This window comes from Microbacterium sp. dk485, assembly GCF_004570445.1.
GTDB lineage: Bacteria > Actinomycetota > Actinomycetes > Actinomycetales > Microbacteriaceae > Microbacterium > Microbacterium wangchenii.
In genome coordinates this window covers 488304-503504 of record NZ_SPQW01000002.1, presented here as the reverse complement: position 1 = coordinate 503504, position 15201 = coordinate 488304, and the positions used below count along the sequence as shown (strand labels likewise).

19 protein-coding genes are annotated in these 15201 nt (G+C 71.6%); 2 read left to right on the top strand and 17 right to left on the bottom strand.

Going from position 1 to position 15201, the window contains the following annotated elements:
• Nucleotides 1-30 precede the first annotated feature (30 nt).
• From E4V99_RS13140 to E4V99_RS13100, 9 genes are all read right to left on the bottom strand, one after another.
• Nucleotides 31-933 (bottom strand): tyrosine recombinase XerC, encoded by a 903-nt coding sequence (locus tag E4V99_RS13140; protein ID WP_135067088.1) that lies wholly within the window; start codon nt 931-933, stop codon nt 31-33.
• A 51-nt stretch (nt 934-984) separates the two neighbouring features.
• Nucleotides 985-2154 (bottom strand): DNA-processing protein DprA, encoded by a 1170-nt coding sequence (gene dprA / locus E4V99_RS13135; RefSeq protein WP_135117526.1) that lies wholly within the window; start codon nt 2152-2154, stop codon nt 985-987.
• Entirely contained in the window at nt 2151-3683 is a 1533-nt protein-coding gene (locus E4V99_RS13130) for a YifB family Mg chelatase-like AAA ATPase (RefSeq protein WP_135117525.1), read from the bottom strand. Before E4V99_RS13130 ends, dprA begins: the two co-directional genes overlap by 4 nt.
• Nucleotides 3680-4042 (bottom strand): YraN family protein, encoded by a 363-nt coding sequence (locus E4V99_RS13125; protein ID WP_135117524.1) that lies wholly within the window; start codon nt 4040-4042, stop codon nt 3680-3682. Before E4V99_RS13125 ends, E4V99_RS13130 begins: the two co-directional genes overlap by 4 nt.
• Nucleotides 4043-4138: 96 nt before the next feature.
• Nucleotides 4139-4462, bottom strand: coding sequence for a DUF2469 family protein (locus tag E4V99_RS13120; RefSeq protein WP_135067100.1), 324 nt, complete (start codon nt 4460-4462; stop codon nt 4139-4141).
• A gap of 62 nt (nt 4463-4524) precedes the next feature.
• Nucleotides 4525-5184, bottom strand: a complete 660-nt coding sequence (locus E4V99_RS13115) for a ribonuclease HII (RefSeq protein ID WP_135067103.1) — start codon at nt 5182-5184, stop codon at nt 4525-4527.
• Complete coding sequence (gene lepB / locus E4V99_RS13110; protein ID WP_135117523.1) at nt 5181-5945, bottom strand: signal peptidase I; 765 nt, start codon at nt 5943-5945, stop codon at nt 5181-5183. The genes E4V99_RS13115 and lepB overlap by 4 nt, the downstream gene beginning before the upstream one ends.
• A gap of 150 nt (nt 5946-6095) precedes the next feature.
• Nucleotides 6096-6443 (bottom strand): 50S ribosomal protein L19, encoded by a 348-nt coding sequence (rplS, locus tag E4V99_RS13105; RefSeq protein ID WP_135071207.1) that lies wholly within the window; start codon nt 6441-6443, stop codon nt 6096-6098.
• Nucleotides 6444-6600: 157 nt separating this feature from the next.
• Nucleotides 6601-7101 (bottom strand): MFS transporter permease, encoded by a 501-nt coding sequence (locus E4V99_RS13100; protein ID WP_135067109.1) that lies wholly within the window; start codon nt 7099-7101, stop codon nt 6601-6603.
• 107 nt (nt 7102-7208) lie between these two features.
• On the opposite strand from E4V99_RS13100, the gene map reads away from it, so the two are divergent.
• The gene (gene map / locus E4V99_RS13095) at nt 7209-7991 is read left to right on the top strand and encodes a type I methionyl aminopeptidase (protein ID WP_135067112.1); all 783 of its coding nucleotides are present in this window, start codon (nt 7209-7211) and stop codon (nt 7989-7991) included.
• A 27-nt stretch (nt 7992-8018) separates the two neighbouring features.
• Here the strand turns inward: map and trmD are convergent, their stop codons facing one another.
• The 4 genes from trmD to rpsP are packed head-to-tail and all read right to left on the bottom strand — an operon-like array spanning nt 8019 to nt 9996.
• Nucleotides 8019-8708 (bottom strand): tRNA (guanosine(37)-N1)-methyltransferase TrmD, encoded by a 690-nt coding sequence (trmD, locus tag E4V99_RS13090; protein ID WP_135117522.1) that lies wholly within the window; start codon nt 8706-8708, stop codon nt 8019-8021.
• Between the two features lies 1 nt (nt 8709).
• Nucleotides 8710-9348 carry a ribosome maturation factor RimM gene (rimM, locus tag E4V99_RS13085; RefSeq protein ID WP_135117521.1) on the bottom strand — a complete coding sequence of 213 codons (639 nt, stop codon included), beginning with the start codon at nt 9346-9348 and terminating at the stop codon, nt 8710-8712.
• Entirely contained in the window at nt 9348-9578 is a 231-nt protein-coding gene (locus tag E4V99_RS13080; protein WP_135067122.1) for an RNA-binding protein, read from the bottom strand. Before E4V99_RS13080 ends, rimM begins: the two co-directional genes overlap by 1 nt.
• 4 nt (nt 9579-9582) lie before the next feature.
• On the bottom strand, nt 9583-9996 hold the full coding sequence (gene rpsP, locus E4V99_RS13075; RefSeq protein ID WP_135067124.1) for a 30S ribosomal protein S16: 414 nt from the start codon (nt 9994-9996) through the stop codon (nt 9583-9585).
• A 189-nt stretch (nt 9997-10185) separates the two neighbouring features.
• On the opposite strand from rpsP, the gene E4V99_RS13070 reads away from it, so the two are divergent.
• On the top strand, nt 10186-11349 hold the full coding sequence (locus E4V99_RS13070) for a glutamate--cysteine ligase (protein WP_135117520.1): 1164 nt from the start codon (nt 10186-10188) through the stop codon (nt 11347-11349).
• Nucleotides 11350-11446: 97 nt separating this feature from the next.
• On the opposite strand, the gene E4V99_RS13065 is transcribed toward E4V99_RS13070, so the two are convergent.
• From E4V99_RS13065 to E4V99_RS13050, 4 genes are all read right to left on the bottom strand, one after another.
• Complete coding sequence (locus tag E4V99_RS13065) at nt 11447-12298, bottom strand: type IV toxin-antitoxin system AbiEi family antitoxin domain-containing protein (RefSeq protein WP_135117519.1); 852 nt, start codon at nt 12296-12298, stop codon at nt 11447-11449.
• A gap of 204 nt (nt 12299-12502) precedes the next feature.
• On the bottom strand, nt 12503-14068 hold the full coding sequence (gene ffh / locus E4V99_RS13060; RefSeq protein WP_135067133.1) for a signal recognition particle protein: 1566 nt from the start codon (nt 14066-14068) through the stop codon (nt 12503-12505).
• A gap of 12 nt (nt 14069-14080) precedes the next feature.
• Nucleotides 14081-14689 carry a TetR/AcrR family transcriptional regulator gene (locus tag E4V99_RS13055; RefSeq protein ID WP_135117518.1) on the bottom strand — a complete coding sequence of 203 codons (609 nt, stop codon included), beginning with the start codon at nt 14687-14689 and terminating at the stop codon, nt 14081-14083.
• A gap of 72 nt (nt 14690-14761) precedes the next feature.
• Nucleotides 14762-15193 (bottom strand): MSMEG_6728 family protein, encoded by a 432-nt coding sequence (locus tag E4V99_RS13050; protein ID WP_135117517.1) that lies wholly within the window; start codon nt 15191-15193, stop codon nt 14762-14764.
• Nucleotides 15194-15201: the final 8 nt, after the last annotated feature.

The following is a 15201-nucleotide window of genomic DNA, read 5'->3' as shown; positions in this document are numbered from 1 at the left end:
GATCCGCGAGAGTCCTCGATTCCCGCGCAGCTACGCGCGCGGGTGCGCGAGCCGGTACGACTCCTTCAGGCGCTCGCTGGAGACATGCGTGTAGATCTGCGTCGTGCCCAGGCTCGCGTGTCCGAGGATCTCCTGCACGGCGCGGAGGTCGGCGCCGCCGTCCAGGAGGTGGGTTGCGGCGGAATGGCGCAGCGCGTGGGGCCCCACCGCCGCCGATCCCACGGCCGGCCCGACCGTGCGGGTGACCAGGTCGTACACCGTGCGCACCCCCAGGCGCCGTCCGCGGACGCCGAGGAAGAGTGCGGCCCCGGCATCGTCCGCGCGCGCGGCGAGCGCGGGCCGGGCACGCACGAGGTACCCGTCGAGGGCCCGGGCGGCGGCGCCGCCGTACGGCACGACCCGCTCCTTCGATCCCTTGCCCAGCACCCGCACGGTCCGCCGCTGCGGGTCCAGGTCATCCACGTCGAGTCCGCACAGCTCCGACACGCGCACGCCCGCGCCGTACAGGAGCTCGAGCACGGCGGAGTCGCGCAGCGTCACCGGGTCGCCCTCTGCGGCGCGGACCGCGAGCTCTTCGAGCACCTCGCGCAGCGAGTCGGCCGAGGCGACCTGCGGCAGCGTGCGTCCGCGTTTGGGATTGGTCAGCCGGAGCGTCGGGTCGGACTCGATGAGGTGCTCCTCCCGCGCCCAGCGGAACAGTCCGCGCACGGCGGCGGTGCGCCGCGCCAGCGTGCTGCGCGCCAGCCCGTGCTGCGCCGCGCCCCATGACCACTCCCGCAGGTGCTCGACGTCCACCTCCGCCAGCGGCGCGTCGCCGACGGTGGCGATCAGATCGTCGAGGTCGGACCGGTAGGCGCGCACCGTCGCCGGCGCAAGCCGCCGCACCGACTCCAGGTCGGCGAGGTAGGCGTCGGTCGCGGCACTCAGCAGCACTCTCCCAGGATGCCCCGCCGCGCCGCCCGTGGGGGGCGGGCGCGCGGCGGGTCACCGGGTCGGCGCGCGTCGCCAGCCGTCCCCGTCGGCCAGGAGGTCGCCGGACAGGGCGGCCAGGCCGAGCAGCGCCTCCACCTCCGCCGGCGCCAGGCCACTGCGCCGCGCCAGCTCGAGGGCCGGCGTCGCGACACGCGTGCTCGCGGCATCGAGCAGGCGCGTGAGCTCGGAGGTGCGGCTTCCGGTCGCCACTGGCGCCGCCACGGTGAACCCGAGAAGCTCTCGCACGTCGTCGGCGCCGGTGATGCACACCCCGTCGAACTCCCGCAGGATGCGGTGCGCCCCCGCGGATGCGGCGCTGGTGACCGGCCCGGGAACAGCACCGAGCGCCCGGCCGAGGGAGGCCGCGTGCGCGGCGGTGTTGAGCGACCCGCTGCGCACGCCGGCCTCCACGATGATCGTGGCGTCGGACAGCGCCGCGATGAGCCGGTTGCGCGCGAGGAACCGCCACTTGCTGGGTGCCGTGCCGCACGGCGTCTCCCCCGCCACCACGCCGTGGCTCGCGATGCGGCGGAGAAGGTCGGTGTGACCGGTCGGATACGGGCGGTCGACCCCACCGGCCAGGAGGGCGACGGTGCGGCCGCCGGCGGACAGCGCGGCCCTGTGCGCGGCGCCGTCGATCCCGTAGGCGGCGCCGGAGACGACCGTCACCCCCTCGCCGGCCAGCTCGGCCGACAGCTCCGCGGCCACATGCTCCCCGTAGCCGGTCGCCGCGCGGGCGCCCACGAGAGCGACCGCGGGCGTGACGTTCCAGTCGCCGGGCGTCCCCTGCATCCACAGCGCATGCGGCGCGTGCTCGCCCAGGTCACCCAGGCGGGTCGGCCATTCCGCGTCCCCGGGTACGACGAGCCGGGTTCCCGAACGCCGGGCGCGCTCCAGCGCCGTGGCGACGAGTGCGGGGTCGGCCCGCGGCATCCACCGCTCCCGCGCGGTCGCCATGTCCCGCGGCGACACGGGCGACTCCGCTGCGGCGCCGGAGAGGGCGTGCCGCAATGCGGGCGCCGCGCCCAGGTGCGCGATCAGCGCTCCGGCGACGCGGTCGCCCGGTTCGGTGAGCACGCTCCACACGGCACGGGCGTACACGTCGGCGGATGCAGCGGATGCGGCGCGCACGCCGCGCAATGCCGCGGTGGACGCGTCGGCCGACAGATCGAATCCACTCATGCCATGACCCCTCTCTTGAGGAAGAGGGCGCGTCCGATGTCGCCGACGTCCACGGTGGCGCGCCCGGCGAGGTCGGCGAGGGTCCAGGCGACCCGCAGGACGCGGTCATAACCGCGCAGCGTGAGCGCGCCGCGATGCAGGGCGGCATCGAGCGGCCGACGCACGATGGGCGCCAGGGCGAGCGGGCCCTGGCGAAGCCATGTCCCCGGCACGTCGGCGTTGCGGCGCCACGGTGTCTCCTTGAGCCGCGCCAGGGTGCGCTCCCGTGCGGCGAGCACCCGTCCGCGCGCGGCGGCGCTGGTCGTCACGTGTGGTGCCGCGTCGCGGTGGGCGACGGAGACCCGCCGCAGCGACAGCTCGATGTCGATGCGGTCCAGCAGCGGGCCGGACAGGCGCCCGAGGTAGCGGCGGATCGCGTGCGGCGGGCACACGCACGTGCCGCCGGGAACCCCGTACTGACCGCACGGGCATGGATTGGTCGCGAGCACCAACTGGAACCGGGCCGGATAGGACGCGTACGCCCCGGCGCGGTGGATGGCGATCGTGCCGGACTCCAGCGGCTGCCGCAGGGCATCCAGCGCCGATGCCGCGAACTCGCCCGCCTCGTCGAGGAACAGGACTCCGCCGCTCGCACGCGCGATCGCACCCGGGCGCACGACGCGCGACCCGCCGCCCACCAGAGCGCCCACGCTCGCGCTGTGGTGGGGCGCCTCCCACGGAGGCGTGCGCGAGAGGCGGGTCACCTGGGCACCCGCGAGCGAGCGCACACACGCCGCCGTGAGCGCCGCATCGTCGTCCAGGGGCGGCAGGATGCCCGGCAGCCGCCGCGCGAGCATCGTCTTGCCCGCACCCGGCGGTCCGCTCAGCAGAACGTGATGCCCACCGGCGGCGGCGACGACCATCGCCTCGACCGCCTCGGGCTGCCCGATGACGTCCGAGAGGTCGGGCACCTCGTCGGACGCCACCGGCTCGACCCCGCCCTGTACGCTCACGGCGTCGAGTTCGGGAGCATCGGTGGCCGCTCCGTGCCAGCGCAGCACGTCGGCCAGGCACACGGCGCCGAAGACCTCGATGCCCTCCACCAGCTCCGCCTCCGCCAGGTTGGCCCACGGGACGACCGCGCGGGCGACGCCGCCGCGTGCCGCCGCGAGCACGGCGGGCAGCACCCCCGGCAGGGGGCGCAGTCGGCCGTCCAGCCCGAGCTCGCCGATGTGCACGGTCGAGGCCACACGCGCCGCATCCAGCGGATGCTCCGTGGCCAAGGCCGCGACGGCGATCGCCACGTCGAAGCCGGACCCGTGCTTGGGCACGCTCGCCGGGGAGAGGTTCACCGTCAGGCGACGCCGCGGAAGGGGCAGGTTTCGATTGGCGCACGCATTCGTCACCCGCTGCACGGCCTCGCCGATGGCCTTGTCGGGGAGGCCGATGACCCGGAACCCCGGTGTCTGCGGCGTGAGGTCGGCCTCCACCTCGACGACGGCGCCGTCCAGCCCTGACAGCGCGATGGACAGCGTGCGCGCGGTCGTCACAGCGCATCCTCGAGGTGCTCCAGCATCGCGGTGGCCGGATCGACGCCGGTCAGCGCGATCGCGTCCACGCGCAGCCGCCGGCCGCGCGCGTCGGCGGGGTGGGCCGCGATCCACGCCAGCGCCAGGCGCCACAGTCGCGCTCCCTTGCGCTCGTCGATGGCCTCGAGGGGATGGCCGAATGCGTCCGAGCGGCGGGACTTGACCTCCACGACGACGAGGTCGCGGCCGCGCACGGCGACGAGGTCAATCTCCCCCTGAGGGCACCGCCAGTTGCGGTCGAGGAGGGTGTACCCGTGCGCCCGCAGGTGCGCGGCCGCACGATCCTCGCCCGCCCTGCCGAAGTCGTCCTTGGCTGCCATGCGCTCAGCCTGACGGCGCGCGAACCCCCGGACGCGGGTGGCCGCGTCATCCGGGGACGGCGCGTGAAAGCCGGCGGTTGGGGAGGAGAGGTGGGCTCAGCCGTCGAGGGAGAGCTCTTCGGGAAGCTGGAAGTCGCGGCGCGACAGCTCCTCGACGTTGACGTCCTTGAAGGTGAGCACGCGCACGGACTTCACGAAGCGGTCGGCCCGGTAGATGTCCCACACCCACACGTCGTTCATCGAGATCTCGAAGTAGAAGTCGTGCTCGGTGTCACGACGCACGACGTTCACCTCGTTGGCGAGGTAGAAGCGGCGCTCGGTCTCGATCACGTACTGGAACTGCGAGACGACGTCGCGATACTCGCGGTACAGCGCGAGTTCGAGTTCGCGGTCGTAGTCCTCGAAGACATCGTCATCCATGGTGTCTCCATCCTAGGGCGCGGCATGCGGGTGCGGTGGGCGGAGCCCCGCCGCGTGGTCGGTCAGAACAGCGTGGGGGCGTCGGCGATCGCCCACGACTGTCGGTGATGCGGGCTCATCCCGTGCGCCCGGATCGCGTCGCGGTGCTCGGGGCTGGCGTAGCCCTTGTTGCGCACCCACTGGTAGGCCGGGGTCTCGTCGTGCAGGCCGGTCATGACCGCGTCACGGGCGACCTTGGCGATGACGGATGCCGCGGCGGCGCTCGCGCAATCGCGGTCTGCTTTGATCACGGGCGTGACGCGGAGCCCGGACGCACCGGCGGCGGTGATGTAGTCGTAGTTGCCGTCGAGGATGACGATCGCCTCTTCGGGGACCACACCGTAGGTCCGCAGGTCGGCGATGGCGCGGATCGCCGCCAGCCCGAGCGCCCGCATGATCCCGACCTGGTCGATCTCCGCCGAGCTCGCCCACCCGACGGCGCTGGCCGCGACCCACGACGACGCCCGCGCTGCCACGTCGGCACGCTTGAGCTCGGGCACGAGCTTGGAATCGCGCAGTCCGGCGGGGATCCGTTTACGTGAGCGCTCCGGGTCGATCACGGCCGCACCGACGGCCACCGGACCTGCCAGGGCACCGCGGCCCACCTCGTCGCACGCGATGACCAGCGCGTGCTCCTTCAGCAGGCGCCGCTCGAGCGTCAGACGCGGCTCCACGACCGTCACGGCGGATCCTCGGACGAGGGGACGCCGGCGAAGACGTCATGGTGGAAGTCGATCGGACCGAAGCGGCTCACCGGCCACGTCTTGAGGAACGCCCGGCCCACGACGTTCTCCAGCGGGACGAAGCCCTCCCCCGGTTGGTCCTGGTTGTACCGGGAGTCACGCGAGCTGTCACGGTTGTCGCCCAGGACCCACAGCGACCCCTCCGGCACGTCGATCTCGTACGGCACCGGCTCGGCGGCGTCGCGGCCGGGCGGAAGGTTGAGGTAGTCGGTCTCGTCGATGGGGACGCCGTTGACACTCACCTGCCCGAGCGCGTTGCAGCAGATCACGTGGTCGCCGGCGACGCCGATCACCCGTTTGATGAGGTGATCGTCGCTGTCCGGCGCGGAGAGACCCACCAGCGACAGCAGCCACTCCCCGGCCTCCACGATCGGGGGGCGCGGGGCTCGGACGGTGGGCGGGAGCCACCCGCCCGGATCGCGGAAGACCACCACGTCGCCGCGCTCGTAGCCGCCGAACCGGGGCGTCACCTCGTCGACGAGGATGCGATCATCCACGAGCAGGGTCTGCGCCATCGACGCGGATGGGATGTAGAACGAACGCACGACGAAGGTCTTCACCAGGAACGACACCAGGAGCGCCACCACGACGATGACCACGACGTCGCGCAGGAAGATCAGCCAGCCACGCCGGCGATCGTGCTCCCCGCCCGCGGGACCGGCGGCGGCCGCCGGGACGGATGCGGTCTGGTCGCTGCTCATGGGGATCCTTCACACCGGGCCCGCCGAGGACGACGCGGACCGCCCGTCAAGCGTCGCACACCTGGCGCGCGCAGCGGGAATCCACCCAGCGGTTCTGCGGGAAACCAGAAACGCCCCGGCCGGAGCCGGGGCGTTTCGGTACGGAGGCGCTCAGCGGTCGCGCTTCTCCTTGATCTTGGCCTTCTTGCCGCGCAGGGCGCGGAGGTAGTAGAGCTTGGCGCGGCGGACGTCGCCGCGGGTCACGACCTCGATGTGGTCGATGACCGGGCTGTGCACCGGGAAGGTGCGCTCGACGCCCACCTGGAAGCTGATCTTGCGGACGGTGAAGGTCTCGCGCACGCCGTCACCGGAGCGACCGAGCACGATGCCCTGGAAGATCTGGATACGAGAGCGCGTGCCCTCGGTGATGTTCACGTGCACCTTGACGGTGTCACCGGGACCGAAGTCGGGGATGTCGGAACGGAGCGAGGCCGCGTCGACGGCATCGAGGATCTGCATGATCTTCTCTTCCTGCGACCGCCACAGGTCGATCGCACGATGGTTGGTGAGGTTCGGAGTGTGCCCGAGGCCGCGGAACGCGGCGGTCTCCCCTGTGGCAGAGCCGGTCAGGGCACAATGATCCATTCTGCCATGGATGCGGAGCGCCCCCAAACCATCAGGCGTCCGGCGGGCGCTCCACGACGACGATCACGGGCGTCTCAGCGGCCTTGGGCTGCGCCTGCGGCTGAGGCTGCGGCGGAAGGTAGGCCGTGCCGTCGGCGGCGCGCAGGTAGGCCCGGGTGCCGTCCCGCGCCTCGCGCCACAGCTGCCACAGCGTCAGCCAGAACAGCGCGACGGCGACGAACAGGGTCAGCACGAGGACGGGCGCGAACCACGTGGCGTTGAACAGTCCCGTCGCGATGATGAGGGCATGCCAGACCCCGAACCCCAGCACGTCCCACCACGACACGGCTCGCGTCAGGCGCACGCTCGAGCGCGCCCGCACGAGGAACGCGAGGATCAGCTGGGAGACGAACACCGAGGGCATCGCGAGGAACAGCACCCACAGCAGCGCCCACCCGCCGGCGTCGAACGCGATCCAGCCGGCCAGCAGCCACGCCGGGAGCACGACGGCGGCAGGGAACAACCACCAGAAAAACGCGCGACGAAGCCACATGCTCCGATGCTAACGCGGGGGCCGCGCACCCGTCCCGGGCCCCGGATTTCCCTCGGCATCCTCTCGGCTGGCGCATGACGGAGAATGGAGGGGACGGAAGGACATCCATGATCGAGTTGCGCACCCCGGCGGAGATCGAGGCGATGCGGCCGGCCGGCCGCTTCGTGGCGGAGGCGCTGGCGACCCTGCGCGATGAGACCAAGGTGGGCACCAACCTGCTGGCGATCGACCGTCGCGCCCACGACATGATCCGTCGTGCCGGAGCCGAGTCGTGCTACATCGACTATCACCCCTCGTTCGGGGCGAGCCCCTTCGGCAAGGTCATCTGCACGTCGATCAACGACGCCGTGCTGCACGGGCTGCCGCACGACTACGCGCTGCGCGACGGCGACCTGGTGACGCTGGATTTCGCCGTGTCCGTGGACGGCTGGGTCGCCGATTCGGCGGTCTCCTTCGTCGTGGGCACACCGCGCGACGAAGACCTCGCACTCATCGACACCACCGAGCGTGCCCTGGATGCGGCGATCCACGCCGCGACCGTCGGAAACCGCATCGGCGACATCTCCGCCGCGATCGCCGCCGTCGCCCGCGCCGACGGGTACTCCATCAACAACGACTTCGGCGGGCACGGCGTGGGGCGCGAAATGCACGGCGACCCCCACGTGGCCAACGACGGCAAGCCCGGACGCGGCTATCCGCTGCGCGCAGGCCTCGTTCTGGCCCTGGAGCCGTGGTTCCTCGCCACCACCGACAAGCTCATCACCGACCCCGACGGCTGGACGCTGCGCAGCGCCGACGGGTCGCGCGGCGCGCACTCCGAGCACACCGTGGCCATCACCGAGGAGGGGCCCGTCATCCTGACGGATCGGTCCTTCCTCGGCGTGGACTGATCCGGCCGGATCAGGGCAGCGGAGTACTCACTCGGCCAGGAGGTCGGGGCGGCGCAGGCGCGTACGCTCCATCTGCTGTTCGCGGCGCCACGCGGCGATCGCGCCGTGATTGCCGCTGAGCAGGATCGGCGGCACCTCCCGGCCGCGCCACACGGCCGGCTTCGTGTACGACGGGTACTCCAGCAGGCCGTCTTCGTGGGACTCCTCCACGAGGCTCTGCGGATTGCCGACGACGCCGGGGATGAGCCGGCCGATGGCTTCGATCATCGCCATCGCCGCGACCTCGCCGCCGTTGAGGACGTAGTCGCCCAGGCTGATCAGCCGCACCTCGCCCAGGGTGGCGGCCTCGGCGAAGACCCGCTCGTCGATCCCCTCGTAGCGACCGCATCCGAAGACCAGGTGCGGCGCATGCGCGAGTTCGCGCGCGGTGGACTGGCGGAACACCTCGCCGGCCGGGGACGGGAAGACGAAGACGGGGCGCTCGCGCGTGTCGCGCACGATGTCATCCAGCGCCTCGCCCCACGGCTCGGGCTTCATGACCATGCCGGCTCCGCCGCCGTAGGGGGTGTCATCGACGGTGCGGTGACGGTCGTGCGTCCAGTCCCGCAGGTCGTGGACGCGGATGTCGAGCACGCCGGCCGCGCGGGCCTTGCCCAGGAGCGACACCTCGAGCGCGTCGAAGAAGGACGGGAAGATCGAGACGACGTCGATGCGCACGTCAGTCCTCCCGGGGCTCGTCCTCGTCGGATGCGGGAACGGCTTCGGCCGGCTCCGGCTCGTCGTCGGCCGCCGGGGGCAGCTCCTCGAACAGCCCGGGCGGCGGGGTGACCACCACGCGCCCGGCGGAGACATCGACCTCCGGGACGATCGCCTTCACGAACGGCACGAGGACCTCGCGCTCGCCCGCCGTCACGATCAGCAGGTCCTGCGCGGGCATGTGGTCCACGCGCGCCACGCGTCCGACCACCTCGCCGTCGCGCACGACGTCCAGGCCCACCAGCTGGTGGTCGTACCACGCGTCGTCCTCGGCGGGAGAGGCCGCGGCATCCTCATCGATCCAGAGGATGGCGCGGACGAGCTCCTCGGCGGCGGAACGGTCGTCCACGCCCTCGAAGAAGGCGACGGCGTGACTGTTCATCCAGCGGAACTCCCGCACGGTGAGCGTCTTGCCGTGCCACGGCGAGGACGTCGGCACCTGCAGTGTGAACGTCGCGCCAGGGACGAACCGGCCCTCGGGGTCATCGGTGTACAGCTCGAGCTTGAGGGCGCCCTTGAGCCCGTGCGCCTTGACCAGCCGGCCCACGCGCAGTTGCGTGCGCGGGGGCTTGGCGGGTCGGGGCTGTGCTGCGTCCGACATCAGTCGTCGGCGACGTCGACGCGAACGCGACGACCGTCCGCGAGCGCCGAGATGAGAGTACGCAGCGCTTTGGCCGTGCGTCCGCCGCGCCCGATCACGCGCCCCCGGTCGTCCGGGTGCACGCGCACCTCCAGCACGTCGCCTCGCGGGGACGTGCTGGAGCGGATGGTCACGTCGTCGGGGTGATCCACGATCCCCTTGACGACGTGCTCGAGCGCGGCGGCCAGCAACGGATTACTCGGAGTCGGACGCCGCGGGGGCGTCGTCGGCGGAGGCGTCGGCCGCGGGGGCCTTCTTCTCGGCCTTGGGCTTGACGACGGACTTCTTGGACGAGTCGACCTCGAACGGAGCCTTCGGCTCGGCGACGCGCACCTTCGAGGAGGTGTCCTTCTCGCCCTTGAACTTGGCCCAGTCACCGGTGAGCTTCAGCAGCGCGGCGACCTGCTCGGTCGGCTGTGCGCCGACGCCGAGCCAGTACTGCGCGCGGTCGGAGTCGACCTCGATGAACGAGGGCTCCTCGGTGGGGTGGTACTTGCCGATCTCCTCGATGACACGACCATCGCGCTTGGTGCGCGAGTCGGCGACGACGATGCGGTAGTAGGGCGCGCGGATCTTTCCGAGACGCTTGAGACGGATCTTGACAGCCACGATTCTCCTGGTGGTGTGGAAGGTGACGAACCGGTCGCCGGAGTGGGGTACGCATCCGACGGAAGCTCAAATGGTCGGACCGGGGCTGGATAGAGGGTCGAGCACACGGTCCAGCCCTCTATTCTGCCAGACATCGGGGGATGCTGCGAAACGAGCGGTCGCGGTGCGTCCCCGTGTCAGACTGTCGCCATGACGGTCCCGTTCGCGCCCTCCGCACGTTCGTCGGTCGGGATCGAGTGGGAATTGATGCTCGCCGACCGCGAAACCGGCGATCTCGTCCCCCGCGCGCCCGACATCGTCGAGCCGCTGGAGGAGAGCACGAAGCTCGAGCGCTTCACCATCACGCAGGAACTGCTCACCAACACCATCGAGCTGACCAGCGGCGTCGGCGACACCGTCGCGGCCGCCGTGGATGACATCGCCGACGCGATCGCCGCCGTCCGCACGCAGACCGAGCCGTTCGGCGTCGAGCTGCTGTGCGCCGGCAGCCACCCCTTCGCGCAGTGGTACGACCAGCAGGTGACCGACAAGACCCGCTACCACAAGCTCATCGAGCGCACCCAGTGGTGGGGAAGGAACATGCTCATCTGGGGCATCCACGTGCACGTGGGAGTGGAAGACGTCAACAAGGTGTTCCCCCTCATCGACGCGCTGTCGGTGTACCTGCCGCACCTGCAGGCGCTGTCGGCGTCGAGCCCGTTCTGGGCGGGAGAGCGCACCGGCTACGCCTCCAACCGCGCGCTGGTGTTCCAGCAGCTGCCCACCGCCGGGCTGCCGTGGCAGCTGGAGAACTGGGCCCAGTACGAGGCGTACCTGGATGACATGATGCGCACCGGCGTCATGGCCGACGCCACCGAGGTGCGGTGGGACATCCGCCCCGCACCGCGCTGGGGCACGATCGAGATCCGCGCGTGCGACGGGATGTCGACCCTCCCCGAACTCGCCGCCGTCGCCGCGCTCGCCCAGACGCTCGTGGAACGCTTCTCGCGCGACCTCGACGAGGGGCGGCCGATCCCCCGCATCCCGCCGTGGTACATCCGGGAGAACAAGTGGCGCGCCGCCCGGTACGGCCTGGGCGCGCGCATCATCGTCGACGCCGAGGGGACGCAAGCGCCCGTCGTGGACCACCTCCGAGAGACGGTCGATGAGGTCGCCGACATCGCCGTGGAGCTGAAGTGCGCGCGCGAGCTCGCCGCGCTCGAGACGATCCTCACGACCGGCGGCAGCTCCGCCCGTCAGCTCGCGGTGGCCGAGGCCGCCGACGGCGACCTGCGCGAGGTCGCGCAGCACCTCATCCGGGAGTTCCGCAGCGGGCCCACGCTGCGCGAGCACTTGCGCTCCTTCGCCTCCTGACCGGCCGCCGCCAGCCCGAATTCAGGAGAATCGCCGGAGTCAGGACCGAATCCGCTGCATCCCTCCTGATTCCGGTCGATCTCCTGAATCCGGTTGATCATGATGAGCGGCTGGCGAGGTGGAGACCCTGCGCGATGGCGAGCACCACGGTCTCCTCGACGTACGCCCAGTCGAACAGCACCTGGTGGAAGTCGAACCGGAGCACCGTATAGCCGCGGAGGCGGAGGCGAGCGTCGTGGGCGATATCGCGGCGGCGGTCCGCGGCCCGGTGATGGGCGAAGCCGTCCAGCTGCACCACGAGCCGCTGCCCGATGAGCACGTCCACGGGGTGGCCATCGAGCCAGACCTGCTGGCGCAGGGCGATCCCGAGGGCGCGCATGCCCGCGAGAAAACGGGTTTCGAGTCCGGAGTCCGAGAGGAGGGATGCCGCGTCGGCCAGCTCCCGCGCCGCGGGGCTCCCCCACTGGACGGCCTGCAGGATGGGCGCCTCGGCGAGCCGCAGCCGTAACGCGGACTCCCACACGGCCATCGCCTCCGTGCGTGGCAGACACCGCGCGGCGTGGAACAGCACGTTGACGAGCGGGTCTTCGTTCGACGTCGGGGCGACCGGCGCGGGCCCCGCCGCCCAGTGCACCACGAGGCCGGCGGCGTCGAAACGAGCGGCGTTCGCGGCGACGGCGACGTGCACCCCGTCGTGGTTCGGGACCCACAGCCCGACGAGGACGGCCTGCGTGACGCACGTCGTTCGGCCGCTGACCGCTGCTGCCGCGACGCGGCGGGGATCGGCGTCAGGTGCGACGAGCCAGGAGCGGCGAACGCGGCGGAGCAACCCGAGTTCCACCGCGCGGGCGACATCGGTCTTGCTGAATCCCGCGGCGCGTGCGGCCGACGTATGGGCCACACCCTTGCCCTCGCGGACCCAGCGCAGGAGGGCGACGTGTCGAGACATGTCCTGAGCGTGCCGCCCGACCGCGACGGTCGGCGCCGTCGCACGCGATCCGTGGAGAGGACGCGCCGATCGCCGCGTGGGGAGGAGACCCCGCCGCATCCGAATTCAGGAGATATGCCCGGATCAGGACGCCTGGGGCCTACTTCGGCCTGAATTCAGCTGATCTCCTGAATGTGGGCGCGGCCGCACCGGGACGGCGGCGGGTCAGCCGCGGCCGAGGAGCTTCTGCAGTTCGGCGAGGTCGGACTCGCTCGGCGCAGCCGCGCCGGCACCGCCACCCAGGCCGAAGCCCGAGCCCGTCGGTGCGGCGGGGGCGGATGCGGCCAGACCGGCGTTCTCCGCGGCCCGCTTGGCCGGGTTGCCCGAGCGCGAGCCCTTCGACTTCTGCTGCTTGCCGCGCTTGGACGAGGCTCCGGGGCGACCGGCGCCGGGGACGGGACCCATCCCCGGGATGTTCGGCACACCGCCGCGGGCCATGGTCTTCATCATCTTCGCGGCCTGCTCGAAGCGCTGCACGAGGGAGTTCACGTCGGTCACGGTCATGCCCGAACCGCGCGCGATCCGCAGGCGCCGCGAGCCGTTGAGCAGCTTCGGGTTGCGCCGCTCGGCGGGCGTCATGGAGCGGATGATGGCTTCGGTGCGGTCGATCTCGCGTTCGTCGAAGTTCTCCAGCTGCTGCTTCATGGAGCCGACACCCGGGAGCATCCCGAGCATCTTCTTCATGGAGCCCATCTTCTTCATCTGCTGCATCTGCTCGAGGAAGTCCTCGAGCGTGAAGGTCTCCGTCGCGAGCTTCTCGGCGACCTTCATCGCCTCTTCCTCGTCGAAGGCCTGCTGCGCCTGCTCGATGAGGGTCAGGATGTCGCCGAGGTCGAGGATGCGCGACGCCATACGGTCGGGGTGGAACGGCTCGATGTCGTCGAGACCCTCACCCGTGGAGGCGTAGATGATGGGTCGCCCCGTGACGGATGCGACGGACAGGGCGGCACCGCCACGGGCGTCGCCGTCGAGCTTGGACAGCACGACGCCGGTGAAGTCGACGCCCTCCTGGAACGCCTTGGCGGTGTTGACGGCGTCCTGACCGATCATCGCGTCGATGACGAACAGGACCTCGTCGGGGTCGGTCGCGCGGCGGATGTCGGCGGCCTGCTTCATGAGCTCGGCATCCACGCCGAGGCGTCCGGCGGTGTCGATGATGACGGTGTCGTGCTGCTGACGACGCGCGTACTCGACCCCGTCACGCGCGACCTTCACCGGGTCGCCGACGCCGTTGCCCGGCTCGGGGGCGTAGATCGCAGCTCCGGCGCGCTCAGCCACCACCTGCAGCTGGTTGACGGCGTTGGGCCGCTGGAGGTCGGCTGCGATGAGCAGCGGCGTGTGTCCGTCCTTCTCCAGCGAGCGGGCGAGCTTGCCGGCGAAGGTCGTCTTCCCCGAACCCTGGAGGCCGGCGAGCATGATGATGGTCGGCGGGTTCTTGGCGAACTGCAGGCGACGCTGCTGGCCGCCGAGGATCCCGACGAGCTCCTCGTTGACGATCTGCACGACCTGCTGGGCCGGGTTCAGCGCACGATTGACCTCGTCGCCGAGGGCGCGCTCGCGCACCGCCGCGGTGAAGTCCTTCACCACCGGCAGCGCCACGTCGGCCTCGAGGAGGGCGCGACGGATCTCGCGGACCGTTCCGTCCACGTCCGCGGGCGTGAGCTTGCCCTTGGTCCGGAGGTTGCGGAAGGTCTCGGTGAGCCGATCGGAGAGCGTGCCGAAGGTAGCCATGATGCGGCAAGTTTACGCGAGCGCGCCGTCCGCCTGGTCGAGGCTGTCAGCGCGCGGCACGACCGCCAGTGCGGCCGTCAGCACATCGACCAGCTCGCTGCGGCCCGGACCCCGCGCGGCCCATCGCCAGATGGCCGCGAGCACGGCTCCCCCGTAGGCCGCGCCGAGCACCTCGGCCTGAAGCGGATCGACGCCCTCCCGCCGCAGGCGCTCGGCGACCGCCTCGGCGATCCGCGCCCTGCGCACCCCCGCCTCGCGCTGGAGTTCGTCGCGGATCCCCATCGCCTCGGCCTGCGCGGCAGCCAGCGCGAGACTGTCGGGCCGGAAGCCGTCGGCGAGGGCGGTCACGGCGCTGCGCACGCGCGCGTCGGCGTCGCCGGCCGGCTCGTCGCGCAGTCGCCGCGTCAGCGCGAGGATGCGTTCATCCAGAGCCGCCCACAGCACGTCACCCTTCGAGGCGAAGTAGTTGAAGAAGCTGGAGCGGCTCACCCCGGCCCGCGTGGTGATGTCGGAGACGGAGGTGGCGTGATATCCCTGCTCGAGGAACAGCTCGCACGCCGCTTCGGCGAGAGTCTCGCGCGACGACGCCTTCGGGCGCCCGGTACGGCTCTCACTCGACATTCCTCCAGGCTAGTCGGCGCGGATTCGCCGCCGATCGCGGCGTGGGGTCCGGCTTCGCGCAGGCGGTCCGACTCAGACGGTCGGCCAGATGTAGGGCAGATCGTCGGGGATGTCGCCGAAGATCGGCCGGTAGTGCTCCGGGTCCTTCCGGATGAGGTTCGACCGATGCGAGAGGTGGAAGGCCTCGTCGCCGAGCCACGGCGGCACGTCGAGCTCTTCCTGCGGGACGCCGTCGATCTCCGGCGCGAACGCGAGCAGCTTGTCGCGCACGGTGTCGGCGCGACCGGATGCGATCCACTCGTCGGTCATCGCCAATCCGTAGGCCACGAGCGCGGGCACGTACCCGGTCCACATCTTCGCCGCCGGATGGTGGCGCCACCCGTAGCCCGGAACCGTCTGAGCGCGGAGCAGCTGGAACGCCTCGACCCTCTGCTTACCCAGTCGTGGGCGGTCCAGCACGCGCGCGGACTCGCGGAACGACGGGTAGGGCAGGAAGGTCTGCACGCCGGGGC